At 66.9% G+C, this 18,278-nt stretch carries 19 protein-coding genes; 4 read left to right on the top strand and 15 right to left on the bottom strand.

Annotated features, from left to right (window positions below):
* Positions 1-30 precede the first annotated feature (30 nt).
* From sucD to pcrA, 3 genes are all read right to left on the bottom strand, one after another.
* Positions 31-945, bottom strand: coding sequence for a succinate--CoA ligase subunit alpha (sucD, locus tag FS388_RS07450; RefSeq protein WP_146340848.1), 915 nt, complete (start codon positions 943-945; stop codon positions 31-33).
* Between the two features lie 16 nt (positions 946-961).
* A complete protein-coding gene (gene sucC, locus FS388_RS07445; protein ID WP_146340847.1) occupies positions 962-2,125 on the bottom strand; it encodes an ADP-forming succinate--CoA ligase subunit beta in 1,164 nt (387 codons plus the stop codon).
* 75 nt (positions 2,126-2,200) lie between these two features.
* The gene (pcrA, locus tag FS388_RS07440) at positions 2,201-4,642 is read right to left on the bottom strand and encodes a DNA helicase PcrA (RefSeq protein WP_146340846.1); all 2,442 of its coding nucleotides are present in this window, start codon (positions 4,640-4,642) and stop codon (positions 2,201-2,203) included.
* Positions 4,643-4,772: 130 nt separating this feature from the next.
* Here pcrA and FS388_RS07435 point away from each other — a divergent pair, with 130 nt between their 5' ends.
* Positions 4,773-5,636 carry a DMT family transporter gene (locus FS388_RS07435; protein WP_146340845.1) on the top strand — a complete coding sequence of 288 codons (864 nt, stop codon included), beginning with the start codon at positions 4,773-4,775 and terminating at the stop codon, positions 5,634-5,636.
* Between the two features lie 138 nt (positions 5,637-5,774).
* On the opposite strand, the gene FS388_RS07430 is transcribed toward FS388_RS07435, so the two are convergent.
* The 12 genes from FS388_RS07430 to FS388_RS07375 form a co-directional block, all read right to left on the bottom strand.
* Complete coding sequence (locus tag FS388_RS07430) at positions 5,775-6,854, bottom strand: alkene reductase (protein ID WP_146340844.1); 1,080 nt, start codon at positions 6,852-6,854, stop codon at positions 5,775-5,777.
* A gap of 127 nt (positions 6,855-6,981) precedes the next feature.
* Entirely contained in the window at positions 6,982-8,628 is a 1,647-nt protein-coding gene (locus FS388_RS07425) for a threonine/serine exporter ThrE family protein (protein ID WP_146340843.1), read from the bottom strand.
* A 199-nt stretch (positions 8,629-8,827) separates the two neighbouring features.
* A complete protein-coding gene (locus FS388_RS07420) occupies positions 8,828-9,628 on the bottom strand; it encodes a GvpL/GvpF family gas vesicle protein (protein WP_146340842.1) in 801 nt (266 codons plus the stop codon).
* A gap of 2 nt (positions 9,629-9,630) precedes the next feature.
* Positions 9,631-9,954 carry a gas vesicle protein K gene (locus FS388_RS07415; RefSeq protein WP_146340841.1) on the bottom strand — a complete coding sequence of 108 codons (324 nt, stop codon included), beginning with the start codon at positions 9,952-9,954 and terminating at the stop codon, positions 9,631-9,633.
* Positions 9,938-10,912, bottom strand: coding sequence for a gas vesicle protein (locus FS388_RS07410; RefSeq protein ID WP_210410165.1), 975 nt, complete (start codon positions 10,910-10,912; stop codon positions 9,938-9,940). The genes FS388_RS07415 and FS388_RS07410 overlap by 17 nt, the downstream gene beginning before the upstream one ends.
* Before the next feature lie 8 nt (positions 10,913-10,920).
* Entirely contained in the window at positions 10,921-11,388 is a 468-nt protein-coding gene (gene gvpJ, locus FS388_RS13380) for a gas vesicle protein GvpJ (protein WP_305778812.1), read from the bottom strand.
* A 55-nt stretch (positions 11,389-11,443) separates the two neighbouring features.
* Positions 11,444-11,980, bottom strand: a complete 537-nt coding sequence (locus tag FS388_RS07400) for a gas vesicle protein (protein WP_146340840.1) — start codon at positions 11,978-11,980, stop codon at positions 11,444-11,446.
* Positions 11,973-12,233: a gas vesicle protein GvpG gene (locus FS388_RS07395; protein WP_146340839.1), complete on the bottom strand. Its 261-nt coding sequence runs from the start codon at positions 12,231-12,233 to the stop codon at positions 11,973-11,975. Before FS388_RS07395 ends, FS388_RS07400 begins: the two co-directional genes overlap by 8 nt.
* A gap of 2 nt (positions 12,234-12,235) precedes the next feature.
* Positions 12,236-12,991: a GvpL/GvpF family gas vesicle protein gene (locus FS388_RS07390; protein WP_146340838.1), complete on the bottom strand. Its 756-nt coding sequence runs from the start codon at positions 12,989-12,991 to the stop codon at positions 12,236-12,238.
* Positions 12,988-13,380, bottom strand: coding sequence for a gas vesicle protein GvpJ (gvpJ, locus tag FS388_RS07385; RefSeq protein WP_146340837.1), 393 nt, complete (start codon positions 13,378-13,380; stop codon positions 12,988-12,990). The genes FS388_RS07390 and gvpJ (FS388_RS07385) overlap by 4 nt, the downstream gene beginning before the upstream one ends.
* A gap of 64 nt (positions 13,381-13,444) precedes the next feature.
* On the bottom strand, positions 13,445-14,593 hold the full coding sequence (locus FS388_RS07380) for an SRPBCC family protein (RefSeq protein ID WP_146340836.1): 1,149 nt from the start codon (positions 14,591-14,593) through the stop codon (positions 13,445-13,447).
* Positions 14,594-14,596: 3 nt separating this feature from the next.
* Positions 14,597-15,265 carry a hypothetical protein gene (locus FS388_RS07375; protein WP_146340835.1) on the bottom strand — a complete coding sequence of 223 codons (669 nt, stop codon included), beginning with the start codon at positions 15,263-15,265 and terminating at the stop codon, positions 14,597-14,599.
* A gap of 239 nt (positions 15,266-15,504) precedes the next feature.
* Here FS388_RS07375 and FS388_RS07370 point away from each other — a divergent pair, with 239 nt between their 5' ends.
* The 3 genes from FS388_RS07370 to FS388_RS07360 all read left to right on the top strand — a co-directional run bounded on the left by FS388_RS07370 (position 15,505) and on the right by FS388_RS07360 (position 17,769).
* Positions 15,505-16,086, top strand: coding sequence for a rhodanese-like domain-containing protein (locus FS388_RS07370; protein WP_146340834.1), 582 nt, complete (start codon positions 15,505-15,507; stop codon positions 16,084-16,086).
* 141 nt (positions 16,087-16,227) lie between these two features.
* Complete coding sequence (locus tag FS388_RS07365) at positions 16,228-16,506, top strand: metal-sensitive transcriptional regulator (protein ID WP_146340833.1); 279 nt, start codon at positions 16,228-16,230, stop codon at positions 16,504-16,506.
* A gap of 183 nt (positions 16,507-16,689) precedes the next feature.
* Entirely contained in the window at positions 16,690-17,769 is a 1,080-nt protein-coding gene (locus FS388_RS07360; protein WP_146340832.1) for a DUF418 domain-containing protein, read from the top strand.
* Positions 17,770-18,278 lie beyond the last annotated feature (509 nt).

Here is an 18,278-nt window from a genome sequence, read left to right as displayed (position 1 = left end):
GGCGTCAGGCTGCAGATGAGCTGAGGTGCGTCAGCCTTTGAAGATCTCGCGCAGCAGCTCGGCGGTTTCGGAGGGCGTCTTGCCGACCTTCACGCCTGCCGCCTCGAGTGCTTCCTTCTTGGCCTCGGCCGTGCCCGAGGAGCCGGAGACGATCGCGCCGGCGTGGCCCATCGTCTTGCCCTCGGGAGCGGTGAAGCCTGCGACGTAGCCGACGACCGGCTTGGTGACGTGGGCCTTGATGTACTCCGCGGCGCGCTCTTCGGCGTCTCCGCCGATCTCGCCGATCATGACGATCGCCTTGGTGTCCGGGTCGTTCTCGAACGCTTCGAGCGCATCGATGTGGGTGGTGCCGATGACCGGGTCGCCGCCGATTCCGATGCTGGTGGAGAACCCGATGTCACGGAGTTCGTACATCATCTGGTACGTCAGAGTGCCGGACTTGGACACCAGTCCGATAGGACCGGACTCCGTGATGTTTGCCGGGGTGATGCCGGCCAGCGCCTCGCCGGGGGTGATGATGCCGGGGCAGTTCGGGCCGATGACGCGGGTGATCGGGTTCCCGTCGTCGTCGGTGGTGGTCGCAGCCAGGTTGTAGAACTCGGCAGTGTCCTGCACCGGGATGCCCTCGGTGATCACGACCAGCAGGCCGATGCCTGCCTGGATGGCCTCGATCGCCGCATCTTTGGCGAACTTCGGAGGAACGAAGGCCACGGAGACGTCCGCGCCGGTCTTCTCCATGGCTTCGGAGACGGAGCCGAAGACCGGGAGCTCTGTTTCGTAGCCGTCCTTGTGGATGTGGGTGACGTGCGAGCCGGCTTTGCGGGCGTTGACGCCGCCCACGATGTTGGTGCCGGCCTTGAGCATCAGGGCGGTGTGCTTGGTGCCCTCGCCGCCGGTGATGCCCTGGACGATGACCTTGGAGTCTTTGTTGAGGTAGATCGACATATGTGTCTCCGTCCCTTTACTTGTTCGCCAGCTCGGCGGCCTGGTCGGCCCCTGCGTCCATGGTGTCGGCCGTGGTGACCAGCGGGTGGTTGGCGTCGGCGAGGATCTTCCGGCCTGCCTCCACGTTGTTGCCGTCCAGTCGCACGACCAGCGGCTTGCTGGCGGTGTCGCCCAGAATGTCCAGAGCCTTGACGATTCCGTTGGCGACGGCGTCGCAGCTGGTGATGCCGCCGAAGACGTTCACGAACACCGACTTCACCTGGTCGTCCGACAGGATCACGTCGAGGCCGTGCGCCATGATCTCCGCAGAGGCGCCGCCTCCGATGTCGAGGAAGTTCGCGGGCTTGACCCCACCGTGAGCCTCCCCGGCGTACGCGACCACGTCGAGGGTGGACATCACGAGACCGGCGCCGTTGCCGATGATGCCGACCTGACCGTCGAGCTTCACGTAGTTCAGCTCGTGCTCTGCCGCCTTGGCCTCGAGCGGGTCCACAGCGGACTCGTCGATCAGGTCGGCGTGCGCGGGCTGACGGAAGGCCGCGTTCTCGTCGAGAGTGATCTTGCCGTCCAGCGCGATGATGCTGCCGTCAGCAGTCCTCACCAGCGGGTTGACCTCCACCAGCGACGCGTCCTCTTCCTTGAAGACTCTCCAGAGCTGCTTGAAGACCTTGGACAGGGCCGGGGCATCGGCTGCGTCGAAGCCGGCCTTGGCGGCGATGTAGCCGCCCATGGAGCCGGTGATGCCCACGTTCGGGTCGAAGTTGACCCTGGCCAGCTTCTCCGGGGACTCCACGGCGAGCTGCTCGATCTCCACGCCGCCCTCCTTGGAGCTCATGGCGAGGTACTGGCGCTCTGCGCGGTCCAGGAGGATGGAGAAGTAGTACTCCTCCACGATCTCGGCGCCCTGGGCGATCATGACCCGGTGCACCGTGTGGCCCTTGATGTCCATGCCGAGGATGGCCTCAGCGTGCTCATAGGCCTCCTGCGGTGACTTGGCCAGCTTCACGCCGCCGGCCTTGCCGCGGCCGCCGACCTTCACCTGGGCCTTGATGACCACTGTTCCGCCGATCTGCTCAGCGGCGTTCTTTGCTTCTTCGGGCGTAGTGGCGACGATGCCGGCGAGCACGGGGACACCGTGCGCCTCGAACAGATCGCGCGCCTGGTACTCGTAAAGGTCCACAGGTGTGTCCTTCTGCGTTGATGACAAAGCGAGTGAGGAGATGCTCGCTGGGCCGCACCGCAGGACGGCGTCGGCTCAGCTGAGTTTCTCCAGGGGAGCATATCGCAGGAGAAGGCGCTTCTCGGCACCGCTGAACGCGACCTTGGCCACTGTCTTGTCCCCCGAGCCTTCGACGGACAGGACCTCGCCGATGCCGAACTTGCCGTGCTTCACCTGCTCCCCGGGGCTGAGCGAGGGGATTTCCCGGTCGGGGTTCACGTTCTTCGGCGGCGCCGACGCAGGCGCTCCCCCATGCGAACCCCTGGTCAGGGCCTCGTCGCCGCCCCAGCCTGTTCGGCCGAAGCTTGAGCCTGACCCGAAGCCCGACAGTGCCGAACCGCGAGAGCCCGCGGTGCGGCTGGTGACCGAGTCCGGGCTCGAGTGCAGCAGGTGGTCCGGAATCTCAGCGAGGAACTGGCTGGGTGGGTTGTAGGAGACCTGGCCCCAGAGGCTCCTGGACTCAGCCCGCGTCAGGAAGAGACGGTGCTCGGCTCGCGTGAGCCCCACGTAGGCGAGGCGACGCTCCTCGGAGAGCTGATCCGTGTCGCCCATGGCCCGCTGGTGGGGGAAGACGCCGTGCTCCATGCCGGTGAGGAATACCACCGGGAACTCCAGCCCCTTCGCTGTGTGAAGCGTCATCAGAGTGACCTGGCCCTGCTCGGCGGCCAGCCGGGCCGACTCGTCATCGGGGGCGTTGGGTATGGCGTCTGCGTCAGCGATGAGGCTGACCTGCTCCAGGAAGCCCTCCAGGGAGGCCCCCTCGGTGTTGGCCTCGTACTCCTTCATCACCGCGACCAGCTCGCCGAGGTTGTCCGCGCGGGACTCGTCCTGCAGGTCCTTCGACTCTCGCAGCGCCGCCATCATGCCGGACTGCTCCAGCACCGCCTCCAGCACCACGGAGGGGTTCTCGTCAGCTGCGAGGCTGGTGACATCGTCGATCATGCGCACGAAGGACGCGATCTGCTTCACCGCACGGGTCGAGGCGCTCGTCTCCTCGGCCCGGCGCAGCGCCTCGAGGAACGTGATTCGGTCCCGACCCGCCAGCTGGGCCACCGCAGTCTCTGCCTTCTCACCGATGCCCCGCTTCGGCTCGTTGAGCACCCGCCGAAGGTTCACATCGTCATCGGGGTTGTTCACCACGTGCAGGTAGGCCAGGGCATCCTTGATCTCTTTGCGATCGTAGAACCGCGTGCCGCCGATGACCCGGTAGGGGATGCCGCGGTGGATGAGGCGCTCCTCCAAGGACCTGGACTGGGCGTTGGTCCGGTAGAACACCGCCACGTCCGAGGGCTTCACGCCCTCATCGTCGCCGAGACGGTCGATGGTCCGAGCGATCCACGCCGCCTCGTCCGACTCCGAGTGGGCCACGTGGAGGGTCACATCCGGCCCAGCGCCGGACTCCGTCCAGAGGCTCTTCTCCTGACGGGCCGAGTTCTGGGAGATGACCGCGTTTGCGGCGTCAAGGATGTTCTGGGTGGAGCGGTAGTTCTGCTCCAGCTTGATGACCCGCGCCTGGGGGTAGTCCCGCTCAAACTCGGTGATGTTGCGGATGTCCGCGCCGCGGAAGGCGTAGATCGACTGGTCCGAGTCGCCGACCACCGTCAGCTCCGCCGGACTGGTCTCCACCTCGTCATCCGGTGCTGTCAGCTGCCTGATCAGCCGGTACTGGGCGTGGTTGGTGTCCTGATACTCATCGACGAGCACGTGCCGGAATCTGCGGCGGTAGCTGTCGCGCACCGCGGGGAAGGCCTCCAGCATGTAGACGGTCTCCGTGAGGAGGTCGTCGAAGTCGTAGGCATTCGCAGCTCGCAGCCGCTCGGAGTATTCGCCGAACACGGTGGAGACCGCCTCGGAGAACGGCTCGCTGGGAGCCGTGGCGCGGAACCCCTCCGCATCGACCAGCTCATTCTTCAGCGCACTGATCCTGTTGCGCAGGGCCCGCGGGGCGAACCGCTTCGGGTCCAGCTGGTGCTCCTTGGCGATCTGGGTGACCAGGCGCAGGGAGTCTGAGGCGTCGTAGATGGTGAATGTGGACTTGCGGCCGATGGTCGGCGCCTCGGCGCGGAGGATCCGCACGCAGGAGGAGTGGAACGTGGATATCCACATGCGCTGGGCGGCCGGCCCGATCAGCCGTTCGATGCGCTCCTTCATCTCCCGGGCAGCCTTGTTGGTGAAGGTGATCGCCAGGATCTCGTGCGGCCGGGCCGCGCCGGTGTGGATCAGGTGGGCGATCCGCCGGGTGAGCACCGCCGTCTTGCCCGAGCCGGCACCGGCGACGATCAGCAGCGGGGAGCCGCCGTGGAGGACGGCCTCCCTCTGCTGCGGGTTCAGCCCCTCGACGGCTGCCCCCGAAGGCTCTGGCGGCTCCTGCAGAACGGCCGGTCCGGCGTCGTCGTGGACGCCGTCCCGCTCGTCGTTCCGGGCTGATCGAGACCCCTCGCCGGCGCGCTGCGAAGGCGGAGTGAAGAGAAAATCCATGGCGCCACCAGTGTAAGGGTGCCGCCTGACACGGCGTCCGCAGCAGGTGCTGGGGGCGCACCCTTGCTGCAGCGACGGCGCGTAGGGTGATGAGCATGCTGTGCTCGGCGGCGGCCATACGTGCGGCCGCATGAGCGGCGTCGCCCTGGCGATGGTGCTGGCCGCCGCGGTCTTCCACGCAGTGTGGAATCTGGCGGCCAAAGCCGCCCGCGGGGACACCACCGTGCTCATCTGGATGTACTACTCGATGGGCTGCCTCATCACCCTCCCCGTCGGCATCATCCGCGCCATCGTCACGGAGGCTGACCACGGCTGGGAGCTTCCCCTGGCCGCCCTGGTCACCGCGGTGCTGCACATCGCCTACGCCCAACTGCTGCAGACCGGCTACCGGAAGGCCGAGCTGGGCGTGGTGTATCCGGTGGCGCGCGGCGTCGGACCGGTGCTGACGATCGTGGTGGCCGTCGCCGTTCTGGGCGAACGGCCGGAGAGCCTGGCCCTCCTCGGCGGGCTGGTGGTGATCAGCGGCATCCTGCTCGTGACAGGACGGAAGCTGTTCCGCCGCTCCTCCGGGCTGGGAGCGGGACTCATGTACGGCTCGGCCACGGGCGCGGCCATCGCGGCGTACACGCTGTGGGACAACTATGCGGTGAACGGCCTGAGCATCGACCCGATCCTGTACTTCGGGCTCAGCGGCGTGCTCCAGTCCGCTGTGATGCTGCCGTGGGTGGTGCGGAAGCGGGAGCTCATCGCCCCCACCTGGCGCAGCGACCGCCGAGCCGTCGTCACCATTGCGGTCCTGTCCCCGCTGGCGTACATCCTGGTGCTCTACGCCATGACGACGACGTCGGTCGCCCTGGTCGCCCCCGTGCGGGAGTCCTCCATCATCATCGGTTCTCTGCTGGCCTGGTGGCTGTTCAAGGAGAGGGATCCTCTCCGCCGGCTGGCAGGGGCCGCAGTGGTCGCCGCGGGGATCGCGCTGATTGCCATCAGCTGATCAGCCGCGGGGTCAGCGCCGAAGGCATTGCGCCCGACGACGGGAGCTTCCTCGTGGAGGTGGAGGATGTGCCCGAAGACGGCGCGTGGGCCTTCAGCGCAGGCGCCGTCCTCGAGTGATTCTGATGCGGCTGCGCGCTCAGCCGACGTAGAAGGGGTAGTCGGTGTAGCCGCGCTCCCCGCCGACGTAGAACGTCTCCGGCTGCGGTTCGTTCTCCTCAAGCTCCTCCCGCCACCGGCGCACCAGATCCGGGTTGGCGATGACCGCCCGTCCCACGCTCACAGCCTCAGCCAGGTCATGGTCCACGAGCTGCTCGGCGGTCAGCCGATCCGTAGGAACGCCGAAGCCGGTATTGGCCACCAGCGGGGCACCCGACACGCTGCGGATGACCTGAACCATCTCCGACGCAGGGTCAGCACTGAGCACATCGATGTGCGCCATGCCGAGGGGTGCAAGCCCTTCGGCCAGCGCCCGGTACGTGGCCAGGGCGTCGGCGTCGTCCTCCTCGAGAGCGCCCTGAATGTTGTGCTGAGGCGACAGGCGTATGCCGGTCTTGTCGCCGCCGATGGCCTGGGCGGTCGCGGCGGCGATATCGATCGCGAACCTGGCGCGGTTCTGCGGAGAGCCGCCGTACTGGTCAGTGCGATGGTTGGTGGTGGCGGCGATGAACTCGTGGATGAGGTAGCCGTTGGCTCCGTGGATCTGCACACCGTCCATGCCGGCCGCCACGGCGTTCTCTGCGGCGCGGGCGAACTGCTGCACGGTCTGCTGCACCTCGTCGGTGGTCAGGGCGTGCGGCACCGGGTGGGGCTGCTTGCCCTCAGGGGTGCGGATCTCGCCGGGAGCGGCGATCGATGATGGTGCGGTGACCCGGCCCGTGGCGGAGATGGAGGGATGGCCGATCCTGCCTCCGTGCATGATCTGCATGATGATGCGTCCGCCCTCGGCGTGCACGGCCTCAGTGACCCGGCGCCACCCCTCGATGTGCTGCTGCGTCTCGATGCCCGGCTGGCCGATCCAGGTCCGGCCCTCGCCCACCGGCCACGTGCCCTCGGTGGTGATCAGCCCCATGCTGGACCGCTGCCGGTAGTACTCCACCACCGCATCGTTGGGGGTGCCGTCCTGATCGGAGCGGATGCGGGTCAGCGGCGCCATCACCAAGCGATTGGCAAGGTTCATGCTGCCGAGCGTCACGGGCGTGTAGAGAGCGGAGGTCATCGGAGTCCTTGATCGAGAAGCAGGGGTACGGTGAGGGCCAACCCGCCCATACCGCTCCGCATTCCGCACCGTGTCAGAACCCACATCCCGTCGGTCCGACAGCGGGCCGGCGGTGCGGGCGGCAGGCTCAGCTGCTGCCGGCAGCGGCGGAGGCGAGCTCCTCCATCTGGTCCCGGCGGTCGACGACGTATCTGGTCTGCCGCATCCGCGACGTCACCGGCCGCATGAGCACGTCTCCCAGCGCGATCCCGCCGGCGATCGCCAGAATGATGATCAGCGCGGTGAAGAGCTGGTGAAGCCCAGCATTCATCATCTCGGATGAGGAGCCGAGGGCGATCTGGTACATCCCGCGGAAGATGATGAGGCCCGGAAGCATGAACATCATGGCAGGCACTGCGATGACGAGGATGGGCGCCTGCATGCGCAGCGCGATGATGCGGGCGAGCGCCCCGATGACCACAGCCCCCACGATGGGTGAGAACCAGATCCCCAGCCCGAGAGTGTCGGCCGCGTAGTACGCCGAGAATCCCAGACAGGCCACTGCGCCGGTGGGCAGCAGCAGACGCCAGGGGGCCTGTTCGACGATGGCTGCCGTCACACCGGTGGCCAGGACGAGGACCGCGAGCGCGGACGGGTGGTAGAGGTGCGTGATGCCCTGGACGATCTCCACCTCAGGGGCGCCCAGGACGTCGGCGACGATGACCGCCGTCATGATCCCCGCCGTCATTCCGGCGAAGGACACCAGCGTGGAGACCAGGCGGCCGGCGGCGGTGATGGGGAAGGAGTGGATGACGTCCTGCATGGCGTTGACGATGCGCACACTGGGAAGAAGGATCATGAGGCCTCCGGCGACCACCATGGAGGGGGTGATGTCGGCCCCGAGCCAGAGGGCGGAGAGCGCGACCGAAGTGGCTGCGAATCCGCCGGCTGCGAGGGTGAAGATCTCCGGGACCCTCCACGCATGCAGCTGGCGCGTGATGCCCAGCACCAGGAGTGTGGCGGCGAAGCCGAGGAACGCATCCAAAGGTGGAGCGCCGGTGTAGCTGGCGAACAGGCCCGCGAACAGTGCGCCCGAAACCGTCACGACCCAGCGGGCGTAGGGCTTGGGCTGGCGTCGGATGTCCCGCAGGCGCTTCTTCGCCTGCGCACGCGTGACGCGGCCGGTGATGATGTCTGTGACCATCTGGTGCAGCTCGCAGAGCGCACGGAAGTTGCCGGACCAGGATCGGACCACGCGGACCCGCGAGTAGGGGAACCTCCCCTCGGGCGCCCAGTTGAAGATGATCGACTGGTTGGTGATGTCCACGTCGGTGTGGTCCATGCCGTAGGCGGCAGTGACCGCGATGATGCTGGTCTCTACGTCGAAGGCTCCCGCCCCGTAGCGGAAGAGGGTCTCGCCGAGGTCGAGGACGAAGTTGATGGTCTCCAGCTCGTCGGCCTCGTGGGTCTGCTCGGCGAGGATGGGGTTGGCGTAGGGCGTGCCGGTGAGCCGGTCGACCAGCGGCAGGACAGCGGTGGCCGTCTGCACAGGCTCGATGACGCGCCGGAAGATGTGGCGCGTGTCGGCCCTCTGCTCGAAGGCGGAGGGGTCGAAGGCCTGCTGCTTCTTCGGTGCGCGGCCGCGCCGCGGCTCTCGAGGCCTGCGGCGCGGATCCTTCTTAGGCCTATCGGCCTCCCCGTCGGCAGCCGGTTTGACCACAGGCATCAGCTGAGAGGTGGTGTCAGGCTTGGAGACGGTCGGGTCGATGGGGACTGGTGGGCGGCGAGGCGGCATAGGCCCTCCAAGGCATCTGTGAGGGTTGCAGGGGATGAACAATCGGATCGAGGCGGCGTGAGGCTCGGGACTGCACTTTGACGGCGTCGTCAGAGTGCCAGAAAAGTCCCGTGAGAGATGTTGAATACCCTTCGAAGCTCCGGTCCTCGACAATGCTCCCACGCCCGGGAGGCACGGCACAACGCCTCGGGCGGGGCGCTCAGCCGCGGCTCTCAGCGCGCTCGCCGCCCATGGGCACCTCGAGGGCCGAGAAGGAGTAGGGAGGCCACGGACCGAGGAATCGAATGCGGGTCCCCGGGGCCTCGTCCTGGATGGCGGAGAGCTCGGCGCCCAGGTCCTCGATGCGGTCCGCGCGAAGCAGACAGGCTGCCGAGAGCACGCGCACGAGCCCCTTTGCGTGCTGAGCGCTGGTGTACTCCTGAAGCTCCGAGCTGTGCTGGGCGATTCGCTGCCGATAGTCGGGGTAGAGACGGTCGGCGGCCTGGTCCGTCAGCTGCTTCTGCAGCTTCTCCAGGCGCTTCTCCAGCAGCCGACGCACGCCTGCGGGCCTGGACTCCATCTCCTCACGGAGCTGAGCGACCGACGGGTCGTCCTGAGCGAACTCGTCCGGGTCGAGGCTGATCTCGACGCGGAGCTCCGAGGAGCCCTCCAGCTCATCGAGCCGAGTGCGCAGCTCGTCCCCAGCGCTGTTCAGCCAGGCCTGAAGCTGGTCGTCGGCCGTGGCGCCGCCGTCCTCGTCCGGTCGGACGATGACGTTGAAGGAGACTGGCAGCACACTGGCCGCGCTGCTCCAGCACGCCTCCACGACGTCGCTGTGCTGGAGCACCCACCGCTTCACGTCGTCATCCGGACCTTCGTACGGGGCCGCGTCGTGGGTGTGCACCACCGCCGCGACTCCCGAGGGTGCGCTCACGATGTGGAGGTCAGCACCGTCGATCCCTGCTCCTTCGGGGGGTGGGCTGCCGGCCGGGACCAGGGCGTAGATGTACAGGGTCCTCATAGTCAGCCGGATCCTCTCTCGGTCTCGTCGGCCCACCGCTGCGGGTTGATGAGCTTTCCCACGACCTCATCGACGACTTCGTCCAGACCGCGGTGCAGGTCCGAGACGGAGCCGGTGATGCCGTGATCGGCTTTGATCTGATCCATCGCCTCATCGAGCTCCAGCAGTGCTTCGCCGAGGCGGTTCTGCTCCTCCTCCGTGAGGTCACCGCCTTCCATGCGGCGCAGCGCCTGAGTCTCCAGCGCCTCCTGAATGACCTCGACGAGGGTGACGACGAGCGTGAGCACGCCGTGCTTCAGGCTTTCTTCGTCAACCTGCAGCGCCATCGCCGGCCTCCTTCGCCTCGGTGCTCCACTCGGTGAGGTGCTCCCTCCAGCGCTCCGGATGAGACGATGCCAGGCGGAGCACGGAGTGGGATGTCTCCACCACCAGGATCTCACTCTCATCGGTCGGGTTGGACCGGCGCTCGAGCGCGACGGACAGCACATCCGCCGGATCGAGACGTACAGAGGCCCGGGAATCCATCGGCGATCTCCAGGTGAGCTCCGTCATTCCGGACGCCGAATCCGCGCCCAGCGTCGCACGTCCCCCGCGCCAGGTGGTGCTGTTCGCCAGTGTCTCCAGGTACCAGACGTGCCCGCTCATCCGGGGAGCGGCTGCCTGATCCGGCGGCAGGCTCGTCGAGCTCCGAGGCGCACCGATGCTCTCCTGCACGAGGCTGGCGAGCCGTTGCGGATCGGCGGCTGAGAGGGTGGCCTCGCTGCCTCCCTCAGTCCGCACGAGCAGCCGCGTCCGGGCTTCGCCCCCGATCGACGCGTCCTCGAACGGCTCGATGCTCTCGATCGCAGTGAGGGGCGCCTCCCAGAGCGTCTCCGCGGGATCGCGGCGATGGATGAGGAGCCGCTCGGTCGTCACATACGCCCTGCCGGGGCGCCAGGTTCGGTGGAAGCCGGCCTGGTAGTGGCTGGCGGCCATGGCTGCGATGACCTCTTCGTCCGGGCCCATGGCCAGGTGCTTCGCCAACGACTTCTGCACCCACGCGCGCGTCTGGTCGTCCCACTGCCGCATCATGCCGTACTCGAGCATCGTCTCAATGCCGGCGATGGTCGCCCGCAGGTTGACGCCGATCAGCGGGATGTCGGCCACGGAGATGATGAGGTCCAGATTGAGGTGGACCCCCTTGTTCAGGAGGACCTCGAGGAGGTCGGGCAGGGTGGCATTGGGATCGCGGGTGGGCTCCATGGCCGACCGGTCCGCGTCAGCCGTCGAATGTGGCTGCTTCACAGCGCTGCCTACTCGGCGCTGCGGGCTGAGAGCGACTCCTCTTCGGCGTCCTCACCCGTCGTCTCGGGAAGCGGCTCGCCCTCGTCGCTCTCGAGCTCTTCGGCGCCGCTCTGCTCCAGGCTGCGCGCGTAGGCGCTCTGCCACCCGCACCATGGGCAGAAGGTGTCCATCAGCTGCTTCAGCGACGCACGCTTCCCGCACTCGGGACAGGTGTCCTTCTCCTCCATGGCTTCCTGCCATGCGGCCGTTTCACGGTCCGTTCCCGCGGGAAAGTCCAGACCGAACTTCGCTGCGGTTTCGAAGGAGGCGAGGGCCGCACGGATGCGGATTCCGAGAAGCTCCACCCCGGCGACTGAAACCATGATGTCTGCGTTGAGGACCAGGCCTTTGTCCAGGAGGGTCTCCACGACCTGCATCAGCGTTCCTTCGCGGTCCCGCTGCGGTTCCATCGCCTTGCCGGGCTGTCTCGTCGCCATACTGCTCTCCTCAGGGGTAGGTGAGTGCCGCCGGAGCGGGCACTGGGTCGAATCCTCAGCTGGGGCGGCCGCGGACGTAGCGGCTGGTCCTGCTGTAGCCGAGGAGCTCCGCGTCGGGGCTCAGACTCACCTCATACTCTGCCAGGAGGTCGGCGGTGTCAGGCACGCGCCTGGACTCCACCACTTCCATGCTCACTGTCCACCCCTCGCTGGTCTTCTGGACTCCGATGATGGACTCCGGGGTTCGGCCCACGAGGCTCTCGAACTGCTCGCGGGCTTTGCGACTGGCAGCCACCGCCGTCACCTTGGACGACCGCTCGCTGCCTGATGCCTTCTGAGCCTCGGCGGACTTCTGACCCTCCGAGGACTTCTGCCGCTCGGGCGACCTCTGACTCTCAGTCCGCTCCGACTGGCTGCGGGTGCGGGCAGTGCCTTTGGCGGCGGTGCCGCTGCTTGAGCTGCTCTTGGTGCTTGAGGACGCAGTGCGCTTCGAGGCGTCGCCCCCGCTCTGCTTGGAGCTCTGCGAGGAGCTGCTCCGCTTGGCGGGGGTCCGCTGGCTGCTTGTGCTCTTCTCTGCTTCGTCTTCACTCATGGGTCCTCCTTGTAGGGTTTCGGCGCTGACTGGCCTCCATAAGTCGCGCGATGAGCTCTCGCTCCAGCGCTGCGGCCTCGTCCTCGCTCAGCTCTCCAGCATTCCGGGCGTTCTCCACCTCGAGGAGCTGACGCCGGATGGTGTGCGGATCGTAGTGCTGCTGCTCAGCCTCCTGGGCGATCTGCTCCGCAAGCCACACAGTGCCGCGCAGGGGTGCCAGCGGCAGGCCCAGCAGCGATGTGAACAGCCCCACGGCTACACCTCCGGTACGAAGTCATAGGGAGCCTGCGGCCCCACCAGTCGGAACCTGAGCCGGGGGTGATGCTCCCGGGCGAGATCCTCCACAGCCTGCTCGAAGTCCTCGAGCTGACCGTACTCTACGAGGACCGCCGCTTCGACCACATCATCGGGCTGGCGACGGTCATGGATCATCAGATCGCTCGTGACCTCCTCCAGCCGGTCGATCACCGGCTCGGCCGCCTCAGGCTGACGCTCCTCGAGCGCCCGCACCATCAGCTCGCCGAGCTGGATCCGCTGAGGACGCGTCTCATCCTCCGTCGTGCCCGCTATGGCGGCCTGGAGCTCCGCCGCAGCGGGAACCTCCTCGACGATGGCTCGGAGCTCGTCGTCCCGGCTGAAGGTCACCGTGACGGTGAACTGCGTCCGCCCGGCGACCGACTCAAGCCCAGCGGCATACGCCTCCTCATTGGGCTCCAGGACCTCGGCCTCCACGGCATCGGCTCCGGGAATGATGGTGCCGAAGGCCAGCGGAAGGACAGGCTCGGCGGCTGCGAGCGCGTCAAGAAGCTGCGTGTGGGCCAGCAGGTCCGCCGGGGTCCCCAGCACCTCATCAGGATCCGTCTCGCTGATCACCGCAGCCACTCGCCCATGAGCCACGAGGCGCACGGCACCTCCCTGCACACCCTCGGATGAGGGCGGCAGCTCGGCATCTGCGGGGACCACGGCGTAGAGATACGTGTCCTGGGGGGAATCCCCGGAGGCGTCACTCATTCAGATCGGCTGCCTGCTCGGGAGCGGGTGCCCTCTTCCTCTTCGTCGTCGTCGCCGGTGACGGCTTCCTTGAGACCTTCGACGGCACCCTGCGTCTTGCCTTTGGCTCCGCCCTCGGCCATGCCGCTCATGAGGTCGGGCAGATCACGTCCGCCCTGGTTGCTGAGGTCCAGCCGGTTGGTGGCCTCTGCGAAGCGCAGGTAAGTGTCGACGCTGGCGATCACGATGCGCGCGTCGATGGTGAGCACCTCGATGCCCACCAGAGAGACCCGGACATATGCGTCGATGACCAGACCTTTGTCGAGGATGATCTCGACGACGTCCGCCAGCGAGCTGGAGGAGGGGCGGTCAACGTAGCTCCCTTGGGAGCGCGATGTTCCTACACTCATTTCGATTACCTACTTTCACAGTTCGGCTCAGGGGTCCCTGAGCACATTGGGTTTCGGCCGCTTCTCAGTCTTCTTCCTCCGCTGGAGCCTCTTCCTCGGCGGGCTCTACGTCCTCTTCGTCCTCGGCAGGAGCGTCATCCTCCTCAGCGGCGGGCTCCTCCTCGACGTCCTCAGGAGCCGCCTCCTCCTCGGGCTCGGCCTCATCCTCAGGTGCCGGTTCCTCCTCGACGTCCTCAGGCTCGGCCTCATCCTCGGGAGCGGGCTCCTCGTCGACGTCCTCGGGCTCCTCCTCGGCGTACTGCTCCTCAGACTCCTCGGCGGGGACGTCCTCCTCGCCGCCTTCATCCTCCGGGGCGGTGTCCTGCTCGGATTCGGCGCTCTCGTCCTCGGCCGCCTCAGACGCTGCCTCCTGCTCCTGCTCCACTGCTTCCTCGTGGGACTGCACGAGCTCTCCGTCGCGGATCTCCCCGCGCCATCCCTCGACAGAGTCGGGGTCCTGGATGACTTCGGTCATCACGTGATGGACGAAGAACTTCAGCTCGAGCCTGAAACGGCGGCCGACTGCTCGCCAGAGATTTCCGGTGCGCTCCACGAACCCCTGCGGGTGGTACTCGCCGATGGTGAGCATGCGGGTGAGCGTGGGCGTCACTTCGTGGAAGGACACGCTGCCGCTGATGCTGCCCTTCTCCCCCGTGGATGACCACACGATGTGCGAGTCAGCCACCTGTTCGGTGATGGTCGCCTCCCAGGTCCTGTGGGAGAGGAAGACCTGGCCCTTGAAGCTGATCTTGGTGTCGTCCACACGCTCGACGTTCTCAACCTTCCTCATGAAGGTGGGCCAGTCCTCAAACTGGGTGAACGCGTTGTACGCGACGTGGAGAGGGACTCCGATGTCGGTCCACTCCACGATGTTGATGAACTTCTTTCCGGAGGAGGAGCTCGAGGACCCGGACCCCCCGGGCAGCGCGTCCTTCACCTTCGCCTGGGCTCCCGACGCCACGCCTGATGCTGCGGCGGAGACCGGCGACTTCCCTTCGGCCATCTTCTCCGCGCCTGCCTTGACGCCTTCTCCTGCGGCACCTCCGCCGCTTTCGATCCGCTCGGCGAAGTCGTCGACGCGGTCGCTCACGGAATTGATGGCTTTGCGTCCGAGGGCCTGTGCGTAGTCACCCAGCTGGGACTTCAGCCCTCCCAGCATGTCCTGATCGCTCATTTCTTAGCCCCCTGGCTCTTGGATGCGGTCGTTTTCCCGGCGTTGGACGACTTGCGCGTCGTGCTGCCGGTGCCGCTCTTGGCACGCGAGTTCGAACGGCTTCCGGAGCTGCCCGAGCGCGCCCTGCTCTGTGAGCTGCTGGAAGACTTCCTGCTCGAGGAGGCGGACCCCGTGCCGGACTTCGCCGTGGAGCGGCTGCGCTGCGAGGAGGACTTCTTCGCCGCGGGCTTCTCCTCCTCCCTCGGATGAGGAGTCGTCAGCCTGGGGCTCCTCGGCCTCCTGCTGCTCCGGCTCGCTCGATTCGCTCTCCGCCGGCTCCTCGGAACCCTCTGGTTCAGCCTCTGCAGGCTCCTCAGCCGCGGATTCTTCCTCGCCGGAGTCAGAGCTCTTCTGCTTCAGCGAGGAATTGATACTCTCGGTCTGCTGCTCAAGTCGGGAGCCGACCTGGCTCAGACCGGCTGATGCGACTCCCTGCACCGAACTGGCCAGACGGCCAAGTTCGGGTGAGCCCTCTCCGAGGGAGCCCAACGCTTTGCTGATCTCTTCGCGCTGGCTGTACAGCTTCGAGCCGCCGACCGTCGCTGCGACGGTCAGAGCAAGTTTGAGCTTCTTGCCTCGGCCCAGCATGTAGCCGCCGAGCAGAAGTCCTGCAACTTTCGCTTTGTTGCCCATAGATTTCCCTCCGTCATGCGCTGCCCAGCGCTAGGAACCTGCGTGAAGTGTTCTGGATTACATCTTTCCGACACGCTAGGGGCGTCAGCTGGAACAAAACATGAGGTTTTCTGATCGCCACGTGGATGCGCCGCGGCCAGTATCCTGGGCTCTGCACAGGAAGAATCATGGCCTGAAGAACACCCGGACCCCATGATGAGGCACATGACCCCGTTCTCGAGCGGAGGAGGAGCAGCACCATGAGCGGCATCTACCCCCAAGACCTGCTCCAGGTGCAGGACGCTGCGGAGCAGACCGTGCTGATCGACGTCCGATCGGCCGCAGAGTTCGAGAGTGTGCGCATTCCCGGCTCGCACAGCCTTCCTCTGGACCTCCTGCAGCAGAAGCCTGACGCGGTGGCAGCGAACCTTCCCGCCGGAAGTGTGCTGCTCTGCCAATCCGGCGTGCGCAGCCAGCAGGCGCTGACTGCGGTCTCGGCAGCGGGAGGGGGCGACGCGCAGGTGCTCGTCGGAGGCATCAATGCGTATGAGGATGCCGGAGGGAAGCTCCTCCACGGTCGCAGCACCTGGTCCATGGAGCGCCAAGTGCGGATGGCCGCGGGCGGCCTGGTCGCGGCCGGCGTGCTGGGAGGTCGCCTCATCCATCCGAAGCTCACATGGCTTTCGTTCGGGGTGGGCTCCGGCCTCATCTTCGCCGCCGCATCGAACACCTGCGGCATGGCATACGCGCTCAGCCGCATGCCGTGGAACAGAGCCGAGAAGGTGCCCACCCTCGACTCCGCCCTCGCGAGCATCGCCGAGACGCCGCCCTCGACTCCCTGAACCGATCGGCGCTCACGGCCGCGCACCGGGAACGCCGCCGGGACGGCATCGAAGAGGACACGCGTGGCAGGATGCTGCCGCGCGAGGCTCGTGGGATCATTGCTCCCCCACGGCCGTTTTACAATCTCCGGAGGATCATCGGTGCGCAGCGCAGACGCAGAGACCCAGCGCAAGATCGTCAACAGGCTTAAGCGCGCCCGAGGTCAGCTCGACTCGGTGATCAGCGCGGTGGAGGGCGGCGGCTCCTGCCGCGATGTGGTCACCCAGCTCGCTGCGGTATCCACCGCCCTGGACCGGGCCGGCTTTCTGGTGGTCTCGGGCGCGATGCAGTACTGCATCGCTGAGCCTGGTAAGGCAGCTGAGGACGAGGACGGGCTGACCGTCGAGGAGTTGGAGAAGCTGTTCCTCACCCTGTCTTGAGCTCCCGTCATCGAAGCAGGGCAGCCGCACGCCCGGTTGCGCCCAGACTGCCTCGACAGGGTGCGAACACAATGCGCATCGAGCTCCCGCGGCGAGCTTGCGGAGGACGCTAGACTCAGTTGCGACGCATGAGCCTGGCGCCCTTTCGTGCCTCAGACCCGGGGGAGACTGGATGTTCGAGCTGTGAGGAGAGCCCCTTCAGCTGCGACCGATGGCGAGTCCGGGTCCCGCATTCAGGCTCTGGACGCCGCCCGAGGGCTGGCCATAGTCGGCATGATCGCAGTCAACGTGGGGCCCCTCGACGGCACATCGTTCTGGGACTCGCTCTACCGTCTCCCCCACGGACGGGCGTCCCTCCTCTTCATCGTCCTGGGCGGCATCGGCTTCACACTCATCACCCGCCGGGCGAGGTCCGGTCACCTCAGGATCCCCTGGGGAACGTTCCTGTATCGCAGCGGCCTCCTGCTGCTCCTCGGCCTGCTGCTCCAAGAGCTGGACCACGGTGTCCGGGTCATCCTGACCAGCTATGCCGCTCTCTTTCTTCTGGGACTGCCGCTGGTAAGAGCCGGCAGCAGGGTGCTTATAGCGCTGGCCGGCACCAGCGTGGCCCTCGGCCCGTTGGCGTGGATCGTCATTCACGATGACCATCCGACCGGCTTCAAGCGCGAACCGATCACCGCAGACCAGCCCGCCCTTGAGATAGTGGCCGACATCCTGGTGACCGGACCCTACCCCGTGGCGGTATGGGCCGCACCCTTTCTGCTGGGCATGTGGCTGGGCCGACTGAACCTGCGGGATACCCGCGTCAGCCTGCGCCTTATTGTCTGGGGCGGACTGACAGCCGTGTCCGCCCGCGCTGCATCTGCGCTGCTCATTCGGGCCCTCGGCGAACCCTCCAGCCACAATGACTGGCAGAGGCTGGTCAGCGATGTCGCCCACTCCGAAATGCCTCTATGGGTGATCGGCGGCACAGGCTCCGCCGTCTTCGTTCTCGGCCTCTGTCTCAGAGTTCCGACGTGGAATCGGCCCTGGCTGTCTCCCCTCACCTCACTGGGGCGTCTCGCGCTGACCGCCTACGCAGCGCACCTGGTGGTGCTGGCCCTGCTCGTGAGACCAGGCCCTGAGGGACTTGCGGCTGGGGCCGCCGCGACTGCGCTGCTGTGCGGCGCGCTCATGCTCTTTGCCGTGATCTGGCTGCGCGTGATGCAGAGGGGGCCTCTCGAAGCGCTGCTCAGGCTCCCCAGACAGGCCAAGGCCCCATAGCACCCCGCGCGGCAGGACTCGAAGAAACAGGCTGCGGAGGCCGCACGGACGGCCGGAAAGAAGCATCCTGCCGAGCCCAGCCCTCGTCAGGCGACCTAGACACACCGACCGGCTCACCAAGACCGGTGCGGCAGACAGCGCATGCGCACCGACGAAGGCTTCGCTTGTGCCCCTTCGTGGATGCTTCTCAAGCCCCCCGCAGGCCGGTGGAGACCCTGATTCGCAGTGTTCTCAGGAGCTCGGCGGGGCGTCGGACACGTCTCCAGGCTACTCGGCACCACGATGAGCGTGGTCCGGTGCCGAAATATTCGCGTGGTCCTCAAACCCGTTTGAGCGCCCCGAATCGGGCTGCGCTAGCCGAGGAGTACGCCAAGGGGTATCGGTCGATGAGCTGGAGGGGTGGTTCGGGAGACATCGTGCTACGGTGCGCCGGATTGCTGCTAAGGCGGGTCTTTTTGGAGCGCCAGCGCGGTCCCGATGAGCCAGGCAGACCGGAGGTGGTTCGGCTG

This window comes from Nesterenkonia sp. NBAIMH1, assembly GCF_007922635.1.
Lineage (GTDB): Bacteria > Actinomycetota > Actinomycetes > Actinomycetales > Micrococcaceae > Nesterenkonia > Nesterenkonia pannonica.
The sequence above is the reverse complement of the archived record's forward strand: the minus strand, read 5'-3'. Positions and strand labels throughout refer to the sequence as shown.

What these genes read in the sequence shown, in the direction of transcription:
- gvpJ (WP_305778812.1), bottom strand. Translation starts at nt 11,388, where the DNA reads ATGGCGACGAGACAGCCCGGCAAGGCGATGGAACCGCAGCGGGACCGC.
- FS388_RS07435 (WP_146340845.1), top strand. Translation starts at nt 4,773, where the DNA reads ATGAGCGGCGTCGCCCTGGCGATGGTGCTGGCCGCCGCGGTCTTCCAC.
- FS388_RS07420 (WP_146340842.1), bottom strand. Translation starts at nt 9,628, where the DNA reads ATGAGGACCCTGTACATCTACGCCCTGGTCCCGGCCGGCAGCCCACCC.
- sucD (WP_146340848.1), bottom strand. Translation starts at nt 945, where the DNA reads ATGTCGATCTACCTCAACAAAGACTCCAAGGTCATCGTCCAGGGCATC.
- FS388_RS07390 (WP_146340838.1), bottom strand. Translation starts at nt 12,991, where the DNA reads ATGAGTGACGCCTCCGGGGATTCCCCCCAGGACACGTATCTCTACGCC.
- FS388_RS07430 (WP_146340844.1), bottom strand. Translation starts at nt 6,854, where the DNA reads ATGACCTCCGCTCTCTACACGCCCGTGACGCTCGGCAGCATGAACCTT.
- FS388_RS07425 (WP_146340843.1), bottom strand. Translation starts at nt 8,628, where the DNA reads ATGCCGCCTCGCCGCCCACCAGTCCCCATCGACCCGACCGTCTCCAAG.
- gvpJ (WP_146340837.1), bottom strand. Translation starts at nt 13,380, where the DNA reads ATGAGTGTAGGAACATCGCGCTCCCAAGGGAGCTACGTTGACCGCCCC.
- FS388_RS07370 (WP_146340834.1), top strand. Translation starts at nt 15,505, where the DNA reads ATGAGCGGCATCTACCCCCAAGACCTGCTCCAGGTGCAGGACGCTGCG.
- FS388_RS07400 (WP_146340840.1), bottom strand. Translation starts at nt 11,980, where the DNA reads ATGAGTGAAGACGAAGCAGAGAAGAGCACAAGCAGCCAGCGGACCCCC.
- FS388_RS07380 (WP_146340836.1), bottom strand. Translation starts at nt 14,593, where the DNA reads ATGAGCGATCAGGACATGCTGGGAGGGCTGAAGTCCCAGCTGGGTGAC.
- pcrA (WP_146340846.1), bottom strand. Translation starts at nt 4,642, where the DNA reads ATGGATTTTCTCTTCACTCCGCCTTCGCAGCGCGCCGGCGAGGGGTCT.
- FS388_RS07415 (WP_146340841.1), bottom strand. Translation starts at nt 9,954, where the DNA reads ATGGCGCTGCAGGTTGACGAAGAAAGCCTGAAGCACGGCGTGCTCACG.
- FS388_RS07375 (WP_146340835.1), bottom strand. Translation starts at nt 15,265, where the DNA reads ATGGGCAACAAAGCGAAAGTTGCAGGACTTCTGCTCGGCGGCTACATG.